We start from the raw sequence: 15,415 nt of genomic DNA on the forward strand, positions 1-15,415 counted from the left end.
CAAGCCAGTACGAGCGAGGAGAGACCACCGTGGCCAACACCCGACAGACCCGCAAGCGCGCCCGCCAGAACGAGACCCAGCGGCAGCACAACGCGGCGCTGCGCTCGCGCATGCGGACCTTCATCAAGAGCGTCGAGCGCGCCATTCGCGCCGGCGACAAGGAGGCCGCCCGGAGCGCCTACCAGGCCGCGGTGCCGATCATCGACAAGACGGCCAACAAGGGCGTCATCCATCGCAACAAGGCGGCTCGCCACAAGAGCCGGCTGAACGAGCGCCTCCGCGCCATGTAGGACCGCCGGGCGACCACGCCCGGTAGCGCCTCCGGCGCTCCTCGCAGAACCCCCGCCTCCGTGCGGGGGTTTGTCGTTCGGGGCCCGGTCGGGCGCGCCCGTCAGCCATCCTCCCCCACCGCCTCGGCGGTCAGTTCGTCCAGCCGGGCGAAGAGCTGCTGGCTGAGCACCTCCATCTGTTCCAGCTTCTCGGTGGCCTCGTCGATCCGGCTCTCGGCCACCAGGTCGCGGATGGTCCGCCCCAGCTCATGGACCTGCTTGTGGGGTTCGGCCATGGCCTGAAAGGCCTCGCTCTCTCCGTAGCGCTCCCTGCCCGGCCCGTCGAACCACTTGCCCAGACGGCACTGGTGGTGGTCGGTGAGCTCCTCCTCGGGCAGGGACTCCTCGCCGAGGATCATCTTGGCCAGCTTGATCTTCCACATCAGGTGGTCACCCTTGACCACCTGCAGGATGACCTCGTCGTGACCCCATTCCGCCAGCTCGTTGAGCTGGCCGTGGATCCGCCGGGCCACATCCTCGGCGATGGCCGAGATCTCGTGGGCCTGGTTGGTCTCGCTGTCCAGGGAGTGGGTCACCGCGGCGACGTTCTTCGCCATCTCCTCGGCCACGGTGCTCTGCTCGTTGGCCGCCGTGGCGATCTGGTGGACCTGGTCGTCCACCTCGGCCGCGACGTTGGTGCTCTCCGCCAGGGAGGAGGCCACCTGGTCCATGGCCTCCACGGAATTGGTCAGCTTGTCCCGGGCATCGGCCACGGAGCTGTTCACCTCGCCGGAGAGGCCGTTCATGGTCCCGGTGACCCGGTCGATGGACTCGGTGGCCTCCGCGGTCTTCTCCGCCAGGCTGCGCACCTCGTCGGCCACCACGGCGAAGCCGCGCCCCGCCTCGCCGGCCCGCGCCGCCTCGATGGCGGCATTCAGGGCCAGGAGGTTGGTCTGGTCGGCGATCTCCTTCACCGTGGCGGTGAGCTTGTTGATCTCGGCGGTGGAGTTCACGAACTGCTCCATGGCATTGGCCATGGTGTCCACGGAGGTCTCCAGCAGGTCCATGTCGCCGATGAGGGAGGAGAGGCCCTGGTTGCCCTCCTCCGTGCGTTCGCGGCTCACCCGCGCCCGTTCCGAGGTACTCCCGGCCAGTCCGGCCACCTCGTTGGCGGAGGAGGACATCTCCTCCACCGCCGAGGCCACGCTGGCGGCGTTGTCCCGGATCCCGCCGATCTCCTTGGTGAAGTAGCCATTGCGGACCAGTAGCTCCACCGCCCGGCTCATGGCGGTCACCCCGTCCCGGGAGACGGGGACCAGCCGGCGATTGCCCTCGGCGATGGAGGCGCTGACGTCGGCCAGCTCGCGGACCGTGGAGCGTCGGCTGGCCGTCAGGTCCTGGAGGCGGGCGTAGTCGGCATCCAGGGCGGCGTTGAGCACGTCCAGCGCCGCCCGCGTGCGTAGCACGGGTGTCTGCATGGGGGATCCCCTCTCATCCGGTGGTACTGTTCAATTTTTCGCCATCTTGTCCCGATGGCTGGTCTCAACTCTAGCACGAACACCGGCAGGGGAAAGCACACCGACGACACGATGGGGGGTCTTCTCTCGAAGTTTCTGCCCGCGAGGGAACGACGGGATGATCAGAGCCCCGACCCGGAACCCGGGGAAGAGGCCCCGGGCGCCGGAACAGTGGGCCGGTTCTGCGAACTCGAGGTCCCCGCGGGCGCGGGGACGAGGGGTCGGGCAGGGACTAGGCGTTCAGGGTGCAGATGGCGCGCGGCTCCTCCAGCTTGAGCACCGCGCTCTCGCTGACGTAGAGCTGGTGATGGATGCCGTCGTTGCCGGAGTAGCCGACCATGACATCCTGGCCGAGGATGATCCGGCCCACGTGGGGATCGACCACTACCGCGCCCTCGATGGGCGCCTTGAAGACCCCCAGCTCGCAGAGCCGCTTGAGGTGCTCCAGCTGGAGCATGTCGGTGCCGTCGTAGCGGCGGAAGAGGTTGTTGTAGAGCTTCGGCGAGACCGCCAGGGCGTAGGGGCCGTGGAAGCCGGCCGTCTCCAGCTTCTCCACCGCGGCGAGGACGTCCTTCAGGGCCTGCTCCACCTTGGACCAGTCGCCCACCTTGGCGGTGTTACGGTCGGCGGCGGTCATCAGCCCCTCCAGGCCGAACTTGGGCTCGCCCTGGTAGATGAACTCCTCTTCCCGCGCGGCGACGGCCTCGGCGGCATCCTCCACCGGGGCGAGGTCCAGGGGCTGGCCCATGCCCTGGTGGGCCTCCAGCCGCCGGGCGGAGAGGCCGCACTCCTTGCGGATCATGGGCACCGAGATGGCCTGGCTGGCCACCGCCCCGGCCTCGCCCTCGGCGGGCTCGCGGCAGTAGTGGTTGGCGCCCACCTCCACGGAGGTCAGACCCACGCCATAGGGGCCCTCCAGGTCCAGGAAGCGGCGGGCGGTGAGCCGATCGGTGGCGGCACTGGCGGCCGCGGCGTCGATGCGCTCCCAGAGGTCACCGGGGATGGAGGACTGGTGGCGATTGAGGTAGTGCATTACGACTCTCCCTTCAGCGAACCGATGGTGGACCCACCCGCGGAGGACTCGTCCTCACCGGCCTCGCCGCCCATGGCGGCCTCCTCGACCTCGGTGACCGGGACGCTGGTAAAGAGGTAGGTGCGCAGGTTCTCGGCCATGTCGGCGTCGTTACGGCGCAGCCACTCCAGGACCATGGCCGCGTGCTCCATCTCCTCGCGCATGTTGTGCAGAAGGATCTCCCGCAGCTCGCTGTCACTGCAGCCGTCGGCGCGCTGGCGGTACCAGTCCACCGCCTCCAGCTCCTCCTGCAGGGAGACCAGGGCGCGGTGCATGTCCAGGGTCTTGCTGCTGAGTTGATCCAGGGATTCGTGCAGGGCTTGGCTCGCTCCGGCCATGGGGTTCTCCTTGTTGCCGTGGTGGTCCGCCGGGAGCCGGCGGCAATTTAGACTGAGTTCAAATTACCCCTTTAGTGGGGAGTATAGTCCACACACACGGCTTTCAACCCCGTACCGGTGACAGGGGTCCGGGGTCGGTGGGATCAGTCCCCGACGCGCCCCTCGGCGAAGTCGATCATGCGCTGGGTGGAGCGCAGGGCAGCCTCGCGCACATCCGGGTCCACGTGGATCTCGTTGGCCCCGCGCTCCAGGGTGTCGGCGAGGTTGCGCAGGCCGTTCATGGCCATCCAGGGGCAGTGGGCGCAGCTGCGGCAGGTGGCGCCGGCGCCGGCGGTGGGTGCCTCCAGCAGGGTCTTGTCCGGCACCGCCTGCTGCATCTTGTAGAAGATGCCGTTGTCGGTAGCGACGATGAGCTCGGTCTCCGGACGCTCCTTCGCCGCCCGGATGAGCTGGGTGGTGGAGCCCACCTCGTCGGCCATGGCGATGACCTCCTCCGGCGACTCCGGATGGACCAGGATGGCCGCCCCGGGGTGCTCGGCCTTGAGTTCGCCCAGCTGCTGCGCCTTGAAGGCCTCGTGGACGACGCAGCTGCCCTGCCACAGGAGCATGTCGGCGCCGGTGACCTCCCGGACGTACTCGCCCAGGTGGCGGTCCGGCGCCCAGAGGATGGACTCGCCCCGATCGGCCAGGTAGCGCACCACCTTCGTGGCGATGGAGGAGGTCACGACCCAGTCGGCCCGCGCCTTTACCTCGGCGGAGGTATTGGCGTAGACCACGACAGTGCGGTCGGGGTGGGCATCGCAGAAGGCACTGAATTCCCGGGCGGGGCAGCCCAGGTCCAGGGAGCACTCCGCCTCCAGGGTGGGCATGAGGACCCGCTTCTCAGGGCTCAGGATCTTGGCCGTCTCGCCCATGAAGCGGACACCGGCCACCACCAGGGTGGTCGCCTCGGTGCGGGCGCCGAAGCGGGCCATCTCCAGGGAGTCGCCGACGAACCCGCCGGTCTCCTCGGCCAGGGACTGGAGGGCGTCGTCGACGTAGTAGTGGGCCACCAGGGCGGCGTTCTCGCGCGCCAGGAGCTCGCGGATCCGCCCCTCCAGCTCGGCCTGCTCCCCCGGGGCCAGGTCCTCGTCGGGGACGCTGCCGGGGGCCGGCAGCTCGCCGGGGTCGAAGAAGGCCACGGGGTCGGTGGCGGTCTCGGTCATGGGAACCTCCCGCTCGTTGAACGGCGTGGGGGACTACCCCCGATGATGGGGGCGGCAGACAGGCCTTTCACCCCACCGGGAACATCCCTTCAGTCTACCACGGTGTGGGATCGATTCAGGGGGTCTGGCGCGCCGCCAGCAGGCCCGCCTCCCAGGCGGGATCCGGCTCCGTACCGGGGGCAAGCAGCAGTTCCACCCGGCTGTCCCGGCGCCAGGCGCTCTCGGTCTGGCTCAGCTCGCCGTCCGCCAGGCTGAAGTGCTGCCACTTCGGACCGGTCCGCACCACGCCCTTGGCCCGGACCACCTCGGCCGGCAGCCCCCGGAACCACTCCCGCAGGGCCGGCCCGGCAAAGGCCACCTCCGGCGGGAAGACCCACGCCAGGGCGCGGTGTTCCGCATCCCCGCCGAGGAGGCGCTGGAAGCCCCCCGCCGCGTCCTCCACGCTCTCCGTGGCCCCGTGGTCGTGGTCGTGGTCGTGGTCGTGGTCGTGGTCGTGGTCGTGGTCGTGAGGATGCGCAGGGGATTCCCCGACCTCCAGCTCGCAGGCCTCCGGCACCGTCGGCTCCCCGCCCACGCGGGCGGAAGCCTCCAGCCAGGCCGGATCCAGCTCCCCCTGCTCCGTGGTCACGATCCCCCGCTTGGCCGGCCAGGCCCCGGCCGCCAGGGCCCGCGCCGCGGCCAGGGTTTCAGCATCAGCGCGGTCGGCCTTGTTGAGCACCAGGACATCGGCGAGATCGAAGGCGTCCCGCACCGGCGGGGCGGCGGCCAACCGCTCCTCGGTAAGGCCGTCGGCGGGGAAGACGGCGATCACCGACTGCAGGTCGATGGCCTCCGCCAGCCCCGGCTCCCGGAGCATGTCGATGATCCCGGCGGGGTGACCCAGGCCGGTGGGCTCGATGAGCAGACGGTGCGGGCGGACCCGGCGCAGGAGCTGGGTGAGGGTGACCCGGAGCTGGGTCTTCGCCGTGCAGCAGATGCAGCCCCCGGGCACCTCGGCGAGGTCGTCACTGGCATCCACCAGCGCGGCCCCGTCGATCCCGGCCTCGCCGAATTCATTGACCAGAACCGCCCAGCGCTCGTCCGGCGGGCGCCGGGCGAGCAGATGGCGGATGGTGGTGGTCTTGCCGGCCCCCAGGGGGCCGGTGATCACGTTGGTGGGTACGTCGCGTACCGGTGACCCGGCCATGCCTGCCTACTGCTGGCCGCTACCCGGCATGCCGCCGCCACGGTTGCCCCCGCCGGACATGCCGCCGCGGGCGTTCATGGCCTCCTGCTGGGCGGAGCGCAGATCCTCGATGATCTGCTCGGTCTCCGGATTCTCCTCCTTCATGGCGTTGAAGGTGTTCTCCTGGAGATCCTGGCGCGCCTGTTTGACCTCCTCCTGCTGCATGGCCTTGCGCTGGGCCTGCATGAGGCTCTGCTGCTCCTGGCGGAACTCCTGCATGAGATTGCGGCGTTCCTCACCCTGGGCCTCGGAGAGCTTCGGCTGGATCTCCTCCAGCCGGTCGATCCGCTTCTGGGGCTCGGCGCCCTGTTCCTTCATGGTCTCCATGAGCAGGTCCTGGAACTCCTCCCGCTGCTCCTGCAGCTCGGGGTTGGCCTCGATGGCCTTCTGCTCGATCTGGTTGAGCCGCTGGCCCAGCTCCATGACCTTCTTCTGGGCCTCCTGCGCGGCGCCGCCGCCCTGTCCCTGCTGCTGGCCCATGCCCTGCCCCATGCCCTGGGCCATGGCGGTGCCGGAACCGGCGATGAGGAGGGCCGCAAGCGCGGTTACGAATCGCTGCATGTAAAGATACCTGTCGTTGGGGGATTCTGGCACTTTAACAGGGGCGCGACGCGCCCTGTCAATTCGGCGCCACTCCCTCGGTGGGGCAATACGAACCATCCGTCAGTTCCGGGAGTTCCGCCGGCTCGCCATCGGCCTCCAGGGCGGCCAGCGCCGCCTCGTAATCGGCCCGATCCGTCTCGCCGCCCAGTTCCGCCGCCCGGCTGGCCGCCCGCAGCCAGGGGACCAGGGCATACTGCCCGCGCGCGACTTCCGCGGCTGCCCGGTAGGCGTGCAGGGCCTGCTCGGGCTGATCCGGGTGAACCTGCCGCAGGGCATCCCCCTCGCGGCGACGGCGCTCGGCCCGGTCGTGGCCCTGCCGGTAGCGCGCCTCCGCCTCGGCCTCCTCCGCCAGTACGGCCAGCGCCCCCTCCCCGTCCCCCAGGGCGAGATGGGCCTCGGCGAGGATGAGCTGGAAGAGGCCGACCACCGCCGGCATGGCCTCGCGACTCCCCGCCACCGTGGGCGCCAGCCGGACCACGGCCGCGGATTCACCGTGGCGTGCGGCCAGCCAGGCGGAGAGCGCCTCGGCCGCCATCTGCCAGATCGGCAAACGGTAGTCGGCCACGGTGGCCTCCAGTTCCGGCAGCACCGCGGCGACGCAGGCCTCGTCTCCCGCCCGGACCCCCAGCAGGCCCTGGAAGGCCAGGGCCATGGCCCGGTCCTGCGGGCGCCGCCGCCGCGCCTCCGCCACCGTCTCCTCGGCCACGCGGCGGGCCCTGGCGGCCCGTCCCAGGAACCACTCGTCCCAGGCGAGGAAGGCCCCAGCCATGAGCCACGGATCATCCCCCAGCGGCGGGGCCGTATCCGGCGGCCAGCTCCGCGCCTGCAGGGCGTGATGGCGACTGACAGCGAACTCCCCGGCAAAGAAGTAGTCGTTCGCCAGGGCGTAGTGGGCCCGCTGGAGGGCGCCGGCCTCGCGCATGCGGATGGCCAGCCCCAGCAGCCGGCGCCCGCTCGCGCCCTCGGAGGAACGGCCGCCGCGCCGGGAGGACTCGCCGTGCCACAGGCACCACATGACCTGGAAGACCTCGTGGATCCGCCCCACGGTCCCGCAGAGCTGGTAGGCGCGGTCGAGGACGGCGCTGGCCGATTCGCTGGCGTACTCCCCCTGCACGAGATAGGCACTCCCCTGCACCAGCCGGTAGTCCAGCTCCTGCCGGTCCCGCTCGGAACTCGCCTCCTTTTGCATCACCAGCTTGAGCCCCTGGCGCAGATGGCGCAGCGCCTCGGTGGGGGCGGAGCGATGGAGGGCGAGACCGGCGGCGCGGAGCCAGTGGTCGATGGCCGCCTCGTCCTCCCCGGCGGCGGCCAGGTGGCGAGCCACCCATTCGGGATGGGCGCGCGCCAGGGCGGGGAACTGCTCGCGCAGCGCCCCGGCGATGGCGGCGTGGGCCTCCTCGCGATCCGACGGGAGCAGCGACTGGTAGGCGGCCTCCTGGATCAGGGCGTGCCGGAAGCGGATCACCTCCAGCCGCTCCCCCTCCCCCTGCTCGCGCTCGACCACACCCTCTTCCAGGAGGGCCCGGATTCCGTGGTCCACGGTCTCCTCATCCCACGGACTGATGGCCAGCAGGAGTTCGCGCTGGAAGCTGCGGCCCAGGCTGGCGGCCAGCTGGGCCACGGGCAGCCAGCGCCCCAGGCGGTGGATCCGGGCATCCAGCAGGTCCTGCAGGGTCTCCGGGATGCCCAGGCGCTCGCTCAGGTCGTCCCCCGCGGCCAGCATGCGCGCGGTCTCCTCCACGTAGAGGGGGACGCCGTCGGTGAACCGGACCACCAGGTCCAGCGCCTCGTCATCCAGAACCCCGCCCACCACGGCACTGGCCAGCGCACGGGTATCCGACGGCCCCAGCGGCGCCAGGTCCAGATGTTCCATGTTCTCGTCGCACCCCGGGCGGAAGTCCGGCCGGGCGGTAATCAGCATCAGCGTGGGCCGCTCCCCGGCCCGGTTGTGGATCCCGTTGAGGAGTTCGCAGGTGGCGCTGTCCGCCCAGTGCACATCCTCCACCAGCAGGAGCAGCGGCCGTGTTCCCGCCCCCCGTTCCAGCAGGTCCGCCAGGGCCGCCCCCACGACGCCCGCCGGGACGGCAGGGGTAGTCTCGCTCGTTCCCCACCGCTCCTCCCCGGTACGGGTCCGGAGGAGGGGCGCAAGCCGGGCAAGGACCGCTCCGGGATCCGCGTAGAGCTCGCCCACGTAGCGGGCCAGCCGGGCGTGGCGCTCACCCTCGTCGGCCGCCGGCTCCAGGCCCAGGAGCTGGTTCATGAACTCGATGACCGGCCAGTAGGTGGACTCCTGGAAATTCTCGCTGCAGTGGATCTCGTGAACCACCGGCCTCTCGGGCAGGGTCGCCAGCACCTCGGCCAGCAGGCGCGATTTACCCACGCCGGCCTCTCCCCGGAGCATCAGGGCACCGCCCTGACCCCGTCCCAGCGCCTCCAGATGGCGGCGCAGTCTTTCGGCCTCCGCACTCCGGCCGATGAGGGGCGGCGGGGGGGCCGTGCGAGCCTCCAGGCGGTCCCGGGCCCCGGTGGTATCGACCACGCGCCACAGCCCGTCGCCCATCGCCTCGCAGCGGTAGTAGCCCTGGACCAGACGCCGCGTGGCATCGCTGGCCACCAGCTCCCCGGCCACCGCGCGGTCCCGGACGGCCACCACCGTCGCCGGCACGCGCCCCATGAGCTCATTACCCTGGGAGATGACCACCGTGCCGGAGTGGACGGCGGCGCGGGCGTGCGGCTCGGTCTCCAGGATGGCGAGGGCCGCCGCCACGGCGGCGCGCGCCGCCCCCTCCCGGGGCAGGGGATAGCCGAACCAGGCCAGGACGCCGCTGCCATGGAAGTCCGGGACGCAGCCGCCCCACTCCTCGACGCGGCGCTGGATTCCGGTCCGCGCCGAGGCGCTCACCGCCAGCGCCTCTTCGGCATCCTCGGCGGCACAATCCACGTAGAGCGCGGTCAGGCGCCGGCTTTCCGGGCGACCCGGCGGGGGCGGCGGTGGCGGCGCCTCGCCCCGGGTGAGCTGGTCGCGCAGGGCCTGGAGGTCCGGCCCCGGTTCGGTTCCCAGCTCCTCGGCCAGGACATCGGCCAGCCGCCGGTACTGCGCCTCCACCGCGGCCGTGTCCCCGTCGGCGGCGTGGCGGCGCATGAGGGCGGCGTGGGCCTCCTCCTCCCAGGGCTCCAGCTCCAGCAGGCGCTCTGCCAGCTGCTGCCACTCGCCGCGCTGGTCGGCGGCCTCGGCCAGGGCCAGTGCCCGGCGGAAGAGATCCACGGCCAGGGCCTGGAGGTGGTCGCGCCACTCCAGGGTCCACTCCTCCAGGGCATCGAGCCCCAGCGGCGGGAGGCAGTCATCCAGAAAGGGACCACGGTAGAGCGCCGCGGCCCCGGTCAGATCGCCCCGCTCCGTCGACTCGTTCAGGCGCAGGAAGTCGTGGACGTCCACGGTCACGCCGGGTGCCAGGGCCACGGTCTGCCGACCCACGGTCAGGGGAATCACCTCCCCCAGCTGGTGGCGGAGCTTGTGCAGGACCTGGCGGAGGTTGCTGCGCGCGGCCGGGGCCGCGTGGTCGGGCCAGAAGAGGTCCAGGAGGCACTCGCGGGAGGTTTCACCCTCCACGGCGATGTAGAACAGGAGCAGATGCAGCTTGTCGTGCCCCCCCAGGGGGCGCACGGTTTCGCCGTTCCGGGCCCGTGGCGGGCCCAGCAGCTCGAGACGGACGGTTGTTCCCTCCCCCATGCTGTCTCCTCGTCCCCTCGGGCGGGGATCTTCCTTATACCACCGTTACAACGGATGTGTGGCAGTCGGCACGAGCCTCCTCAGTCGACCAGCTCCCCCCTCGGGTATTCCTCGGGATATTCCTCACCCAGGGCCTCCAGCCGGGCAGCCAGGGCGCGATACTCGGAGCGGGGAAGGCTGTCCAGAATGGCCTCCTGCAGCAGGGCATGGCGGAAACGGAGGCCCTCCTCGCCCTCGCGCAGGAACAGGCCGGCCGCCACCAGCCGCTCCAGCCCGGTCCCGGCCTCCGGTTCGGCGGCGAGGATGAGCGAGCGAGGGAAGGCGTAGCCCGCCACGGCCGCCAGCCGCGCCAGGGGGCGGTCTTCACCCAGCTCGTCCACGCTGGCGGCGAGCAGGTCCTGGAGACGGCGGGGCACGCCGGCACCCCGCGCCTTCCCCTGGCGCGCCACCTCCTCCAGATAGAGCGGGTTACCCCCCGCCAGCTGCAGCAGGCGCTCCTCCGTCGCCGGATCCCGCGGACCGTCCACCGCCCGGAGCAGGGTGCGCGCCGCCTCCTCGGGGAGCGCCCCCAGCTCCACCACCTCGTCCACCTCGCCGGGGAGATAGCCGTCCGCTCGCGTCGCCATGAGGAGGAAGAGGGGGCGACCCCGGGCCACCCGGACCAGACGCTCCAGCAGTTCGCAGGTGGAGGGGTCCATCCACTGCAGGTCGTCCAGGAGCCAGACGGTGGGCTGACGGTCGGCCATCGCGGCCACGATGGCCGCCAGGAGATCCAGGATCGCCGTGCGTTGTTCCGGGGAGGTCAACGGCCGCTCGTCGCCGTCCACCAGGCCCTGGAGATTCTCGATCACCTCGGGGACCACCTCGGGCCCGGCGGACACCCCCCAGTTGGCCAGCATGGCCTCGATCCGCCCCTGGTAGATGGGCAGCAACCGGCGCAGATAGTCCAGCACCGGGGCCAGGGGGTGGTGTTGATCCGCCGGGTCGCAGACGAGCTCCCGGACCATGAGGCCCCCTTCGGTGGCGACCCTCTCGCGAAAGGCGACGAGCAGCCGGGTCTTCCCCATCCCCGACGCCCCGCGCAGGGCCAGTGACCCGCCCCGACCGCCCCGCGCGGCCTCCCAGGCGGCCTCCATCCGACCCAGCTCCGCCTCTCGCCCCACCAGCGGAGTGGACGGGGAACGGGCAGCGGCGGCCAGGCGGTGGGAGCGGTCGGTCTCGCCGAGGACGCGGCACCCCGCCTGGTCGGCCTCGAAGACGAACCGACCCTCCAGCCCCTGGACCACGGCGTTCGCCGCCCGGACCTGTCCACCAGCGGCCCGGTACGCCTGGTCGAAGGCCGCCCGGGCCACCTCGCCCCCGGCCTCCGGGTGGGCCGGTTGCGAGGTGGTCAGGGTCAGCCCGCTGGCCACGCCGGCCCGCAGCCAGGACGGGCCGCCGGAGATGGCGACGAGGGCCGCGCGCAATGCCCGGCTCGGTGCATTTTCACTGGCCCGGGGATAGCCGAACCAGGCCACGAGACCGCCTCCGGGAAAGGCCACCACATGGCCGCCATGCTCGGCGAGGATCCCGCTCAGCCGCTCCATCTCGGCGACCAGGGCATCCGGCGCCGGGTCCCTGTCGCCGGCAAAGGGGTCCAGATGGACCACGGTAACCGGCCGGCGCTCCATTGCCCCGGGCTCCCGGGTCTCCGCCCCCGGCACGGAGAGCGGCGCCGCGGCCTCCAGCTCCGCCAGCCAGCGCGGGCGGCGACCGGCCAGGACCGCCGGGTAGCGGCGGACCAGGCGCAGGGCGCCGGCGTCATCCCCCGCTGCCCGCCGCGCCGTCACGGCCTGCTCCAGGAGGTAGAGGGCGCGGTCGGCCAGGGCTCGGCGACGCTGATGCATCCACTCGTCGTAGGCCGGCAGCGTCCGGCCCTCGGGATAGCCCTCCAGGAAGGGGCCGCGCCAGGCCTCGAGCACCGCGGGCTCCTGGTCGTGGACCGCTGACTCCGCCACCGCGTCCAGCAGCTCCGCCGCATCCACTCGGCACTGCGGCCCCACCATCAGGGTCACCGTGGTGCGGTCCACCACCAGCGCCTCCGCCGCGGGCTGGCAGAGGTGGCGCACCTTGTAGAGGCACTGGCGCAGGCTCAACCGCGCCGGTTCCGGACCCTTCTCCGCCCAGAAGAGCTCCGCCAGCCGCTCCCGTCGGCAGGGGATGCCGGCGTGGGCGGCCAGGTAGTAGAGCAGCAGGTGGGGCCGGTCAAAACAGCCCGATTCCATCCCCCCATCCGGCTGCCGGATGCGGGGAGCTCCCAGGAGCTCGATGGCTAGGCGGGACATGGTGACATGGCAGGCCTTCCGGAAATTGTATTTATTTTCTTCTCAACATAGACGCGAATGCCGGGTTTTCCTACGGACCCGGATGCGAGGGCTCCAAAAATTGTTCAGCAACCGGGGAACTTCCCCCCGGAAAGCGGCCATCCGCGCTGCGCCAGCACCCCACCTCAGGCCGTTCAAAACCCGGGAACCCGGGATTCGCGGAGGGTGTAACGGTCCGATAACGGTCGCTTGCTAGGCTTTTCAGTCCGGAAAGCTGGAGCCCCTGCGAGAGGGAGGAAGCGAGCATGGCCTACGAAGGGAGCGCGCTGCGGATGGCCCCGGAGAAGACATCCGCACCACCCGCGCCACTGACCGCCGACCGCTGGGCACGCCTGGACGGCGACCCCGGCTGCTACGCCATCCACATGGATGCGCGCGGCGACCTCCTGGGCGTGAGCCAGGCGCTGTGCCGGCGCCTGGGCTTCGCGCCCGGCGACCTGGCCGGGGCGCCCGTGGCCGCCCTCCTCCACCCCGACCATCGCCGAACGGACCGCGCCCACCGCATCCTGGTGGGCCGCACCGGGGAGCTGGTGGAGCTGGAATTCAGCGAGCAACGGCTCCCGGGCGGCGAGGTCCTCTGGGTCACCTCCGCCGCCGCCGACAACGAGGTCGAACCCCAGCAGGCAGACGACGACCTCCGCCGCCTCCTGGACCACCTCACCGACGCCATCCTGCTGCTGGATGGCGAGGGCCGGGTGCGCTACCTCAACCCGGCGGCCGCCAGCCTCCTGGAGCAGGACTCCGGAGAAGAGGCCACGGGGCGCTACTGGCGGGATCTCCTGGCCGTGACCGACCACGCCGAACAGATGGTGGCCGACTGCCTGGCCGGCCGCGAGGGCAGTGAGCGCACCCTCACCCTCCGGGTGGGCAACCGCTACCGCCGGGCCGCACTCGCCTGCTCCCCCCTCCCGGGTGCCCACGGGGCCGACGGCGCCGTGATCCGCGTGACCACCGGCCGCGGCGCGGGCCTGGACGAGGAGATCGTCTACCGCGCCCGCCACGACGCCGTAACCGGCCTGCACAACCGCTGGGAGTTCGAGACCCGTCTCGACGAACGGCTCCACGACGGCCAGTCCAGCAGCCTCGCCCTGCTCGACCTGGACCGGTTCAAGGCCGTCAACGACCACGCCGGCCACGCCGCCGGCGATGCCCTGCTGCGCCGGGTGGCCAGCGCCCTGACGGCGCGCCTGCGCGCCGGGGACGAGCTGGCCCGCCTGGGCGGCGACGAATTCGCCCTGCTGCTGCCCGATTGCGAGCCCGAGGCCGCCGCCGAGCTGCTGCAGGAGACCCTGGCCGGCCTGCTGGCCAACCCCTTCTGCTTCGACGGCCAGCAGTTCGCCATCGGCTTCAGCGCCGGTATCGCCCCGGTGCAGGGCGACGACCCCCGGGCCGTCCTCGCCGCCGCCGACCGCGCCTGCTATCGCGCCAAGGCGGCCGGCCGCGGCCGGGTCGCCGTGGCCATCGGGGAGACCAGCCCCGCCGGGTAACACCTTCCCCCTCCCCCCAGGAGCCTTTGGCCGGCCCCCGCGCCGGCCTTTTTTTTGGTTGGCGTGATCTCCATCACTACTTCCTTAACTACTTGTTGCAACGCCCTGATGGCTCTGCCACTTTGGCGCCCAGCCCCTCAGGGGTGGCCGCGCCGGCAGGGCAGGCGTTGCGTAAACGCAACAGACGGGGAGATCGTGGCGCAGACACCAACAAGACCCGTTGCAAGCCCGCCACGCCTTGTGTATACCTGTCGCGACGCTGTGACACAGCTACCTTGAAAACCACGGGAGATGGGAAAATGAAGAAGACCGTCATCGCACTGGCCGCCGCCGCCATGACCGCGCCGCTGGCCGCCAACGCCGAGACCTCCTGGTTCGGCTTCTCGCAGATTACCGCCGGCATGGGCGAAGGCAATGGGTCGGCTTACCTGGATAACAACGGTAACGTCGACTATTCCAACGACGGGCTGGCGTTCGGTGCGGACCGCGTCCGTATCGGCTACAAGGCCTCCCACGGCAACGCCTTCGCCAAGCTGCAGGTCGACTTCAACCGCGATGCGGAGAAGGACGGCATCGGCCTCAACGATATGATCAAGGACGCCGTGGTGGGCTACGAGTTCAACCCTGCCGCCAAGGTAAACCTGGGTGTCTTCAAGACCCCGGTGGGCATGGACTTCAACACCTCCGGCAAGAAGCTGGACATCACCAAGCGGGGCATGGAGAAGGGCCTGGTGCTGGAGCGTGCCGCGGGTGCCATGGTCTCCGGTGACCTCGCTGGCGGCCTCGGCTACGACGTTGGCATCTTCAACCCGGCCAATCGTTCCAGCTCGGTCGATACCCCGACGAAGGAAGCCGGGGAGAACGCCGAGGGTAATGGCGAGGACATGGCCTACGCCGGTCGCATCCGCTACGACATGGACAACCTCCACCTGCAGGCCAGCTATGGCTCCAGCTCCAATGCCGGCGGCTATGGCGCCAACACCGCGGGCGAAGAATCCGAGGACTACACCGTCATGGACTTCGGTGCCAAATACACCATGAATCCGCTGACCGCGAAGTTCGAGTACATCGCTGGCGAGAACGTGCAGGGCATTGAAGACCTTGATCAGAACGTCATGTACCTCCACGGCGGCTTCATGCTTAACGACTCCACCGAGCTGGTGGCCCGTCACTACACCGGCAACATTGATGATGGCAACGATGATCTGGATGTAACCAACACCTATCTCGGCGCCAACTTCTTCCTCAACGACGCCGCCCGCATCCAGGTGAACTACGTCGTCGCCGGTGGCGATAACGATGACTACGCTGAGTTTGTCGACATTGGGGACCAGGAAAGCGGCTTCGGCAAGACCTACACCGAGGACGCCGTCCTAGCCCAGTTCCAGTACAGCTTCTAAGAGCTGACCGGAACCCGGGGCGGTCCGCCGCCCCGTTGCAGGAGAAGAGGGCCGCGGTTTTCCGCGGCCCTTTGTCGATCCCCCTCCCGAATCACCCCACCGCACCCGATACCCCGTCATTCCCGCGAAGGCGGGAATCCCGAGAACCCTGCCCCGGCACGTGGAACGACGCCCCGGCCTGTTCCCGAGGTTCCGGACTGGCGCTA

Annotated in this window: 11 protein-coding genes; 3 read left to right on the forward strand and 8 right to left on the reverse strand. The window is 70.7% G+C overall.

What is annotated here, in order from left to right:
• Positions 1-29: 29 nt before the first annotated feature.
• A complete protein-coding gene (rpsT, locus tag BM272_RS08740; protein ID WP_093428404.1) occupies positions 30-290 on the forward strand; it encodes a 30S ribosomal protein S20 in 261 nt (86 codons plus the stop codon).
• Positions 291-391: 101 nt separating this feature from the next.
• Here rpsT and BM272_RS08745 read toward each other — a convergent pair whose 3' ends face one another.
• The 8 genes from BM272_RS08745 to BM272_RS14180 all read right to left on the reverse strand — a co-directional run bounded on the left by BM272_RS08745 (position 392) and on the right by BM272_RS14180 (position 12,223).
• A complete protein-coding gene (locus BM272_RS08745) occupies positions 392-1,747 on the reverse strand; it encodes a methyl-accepting chemotaxis protein (protein WP_093428405.1) in 1,356 nt (451 codons plus the stop codon).
• Positions 1,748-2,018: 271 nt separating this feature from the next.
• Positions 2,019-2,819 (reverse strand): family 1 encapsulin nanocompartment shell protein, encoded by an 801-nt coding sequence (locus BM272_RS08750; RefSeq protein WP_093428406.1) that lies wholly within the window; start codon positions 2,817-2,819, stop codon positions 2,019-2,021.
• Positions 2,819-3,196, reverse strand: a complete 378-nt coding sequence (locus tag BM272_RS08755) for an encapsulin-associated ferritin-like protein (protein WP_093428407.1) — start codon at positions 3,194-3,196, stop codon at positions 2,819-2,821. Before BM272_RS08755 ends, BM272_RS08750 begins: the two co-directional genes overlap by 1 nt.
• A gap of 143 nt (positions 3,197-3,339) precedes the next feature.
• Positions 3,340-4,401, reverse strand: coding sequence for a quinolinate synthase NadA (gene nadA, locus BM272_RS08760; RefSeq protein ID WP_093428408.1), 1,062 nt, complete (start codon positions 4,399-4,401; stop codon positions 3,340-3,342).
• A gap of 115 nt (positions 4,402-4,516) precedes the next feature.
• Entirely contained in the window at positions 4,517-5,587 is a 1,071-nt protein-coding gene (locus BM272_RS08765; RefSeq protein ID WP_093428409.1) for a CobW family GTP-binding protein, read from the reverse strand.
• Between the two features lie 6 nt (positions 5,588-5,593).
• Complete coding sequence (locus BM272_RS08770; protein ID WP_093428410.1) at positions 5,594-6,187, reverse strand: hypothetical protein; 594 nt, start codon at positions 6,185-6,187, stop codon at positions 5,594-5,596.
• A gap of 58 nt (positions 6,188-6,245) precedes the next feature.
• Positions 6,246-9,959 carry an ATP-binding protein gene (locus BM272_RS08775; protein WP_093428411.1) on the reverse strand — a complete coding sequence of 1,238 codons (3,714 nt, stop codon included), beginning with the start codon at positions 9,957-9,959 and terminating at the stop codon, positions 6,246-6,248.
• A gap of 80 nt (positions 9,960-10,039) precedes the next feature.
• Entirely contained in the window at positions 10,040-12,223 is a 2,184-nt protein-coding gene (locus BM272_RS14180) for an AfsR/SARP family transcriptional regulator (protein ID WP_093428412.1), read from the reverse strand.
• A 344-nt stretch (positions 12,224-12,567) separates the two neighbouring features.
• Between BM272_RS14180 and BM272_RS08785 the strand changes: the two genes are divergently transcribed.
• Together BM272_RS08785 and BM272_RS08790 are read left to right on the forward strand one after the other, a co-directional pair.
• Positions 12,568-13,809: a diguanylate cyclase domain-containing protein gene (locus BM272_RS08785; RefSeq protein WP_093428413.1), complete on the forward strand. Its 1,242-nt coding sequence runs from the start codon at positions 12,568-12,570 to the stop codon at positions 13,807-13,809.
• Between the two features lie 299 nt (positions 13,810-14,108).
• The gene (locus BM272_RS08790; protein ID WP_093428414.1) at positions 14,109-15,209 is read left to right on the forward strand and encodes a porin; all 1,101 of its coding nucleotides are present in this window, start codon (positions 14,109-14,111) and stop codon (positions 15,207-15,209) included.
• Positions 15,210-15,415: the final 206 nt, after the last annotated feature.

Origin of the sequence: Thiohalospira halophila DSM 15071 (assembly GCF_900112605.1) — a bacterium.
In the GTDB taxonomy this organism is placed as follows: domain Bacteria; phylum Pseudomonadota; class Gammaproteobacteria; order Thiohalospirales; family Thiohalospiraceae; genus Thiohalospira; species Thiohalospira halophila.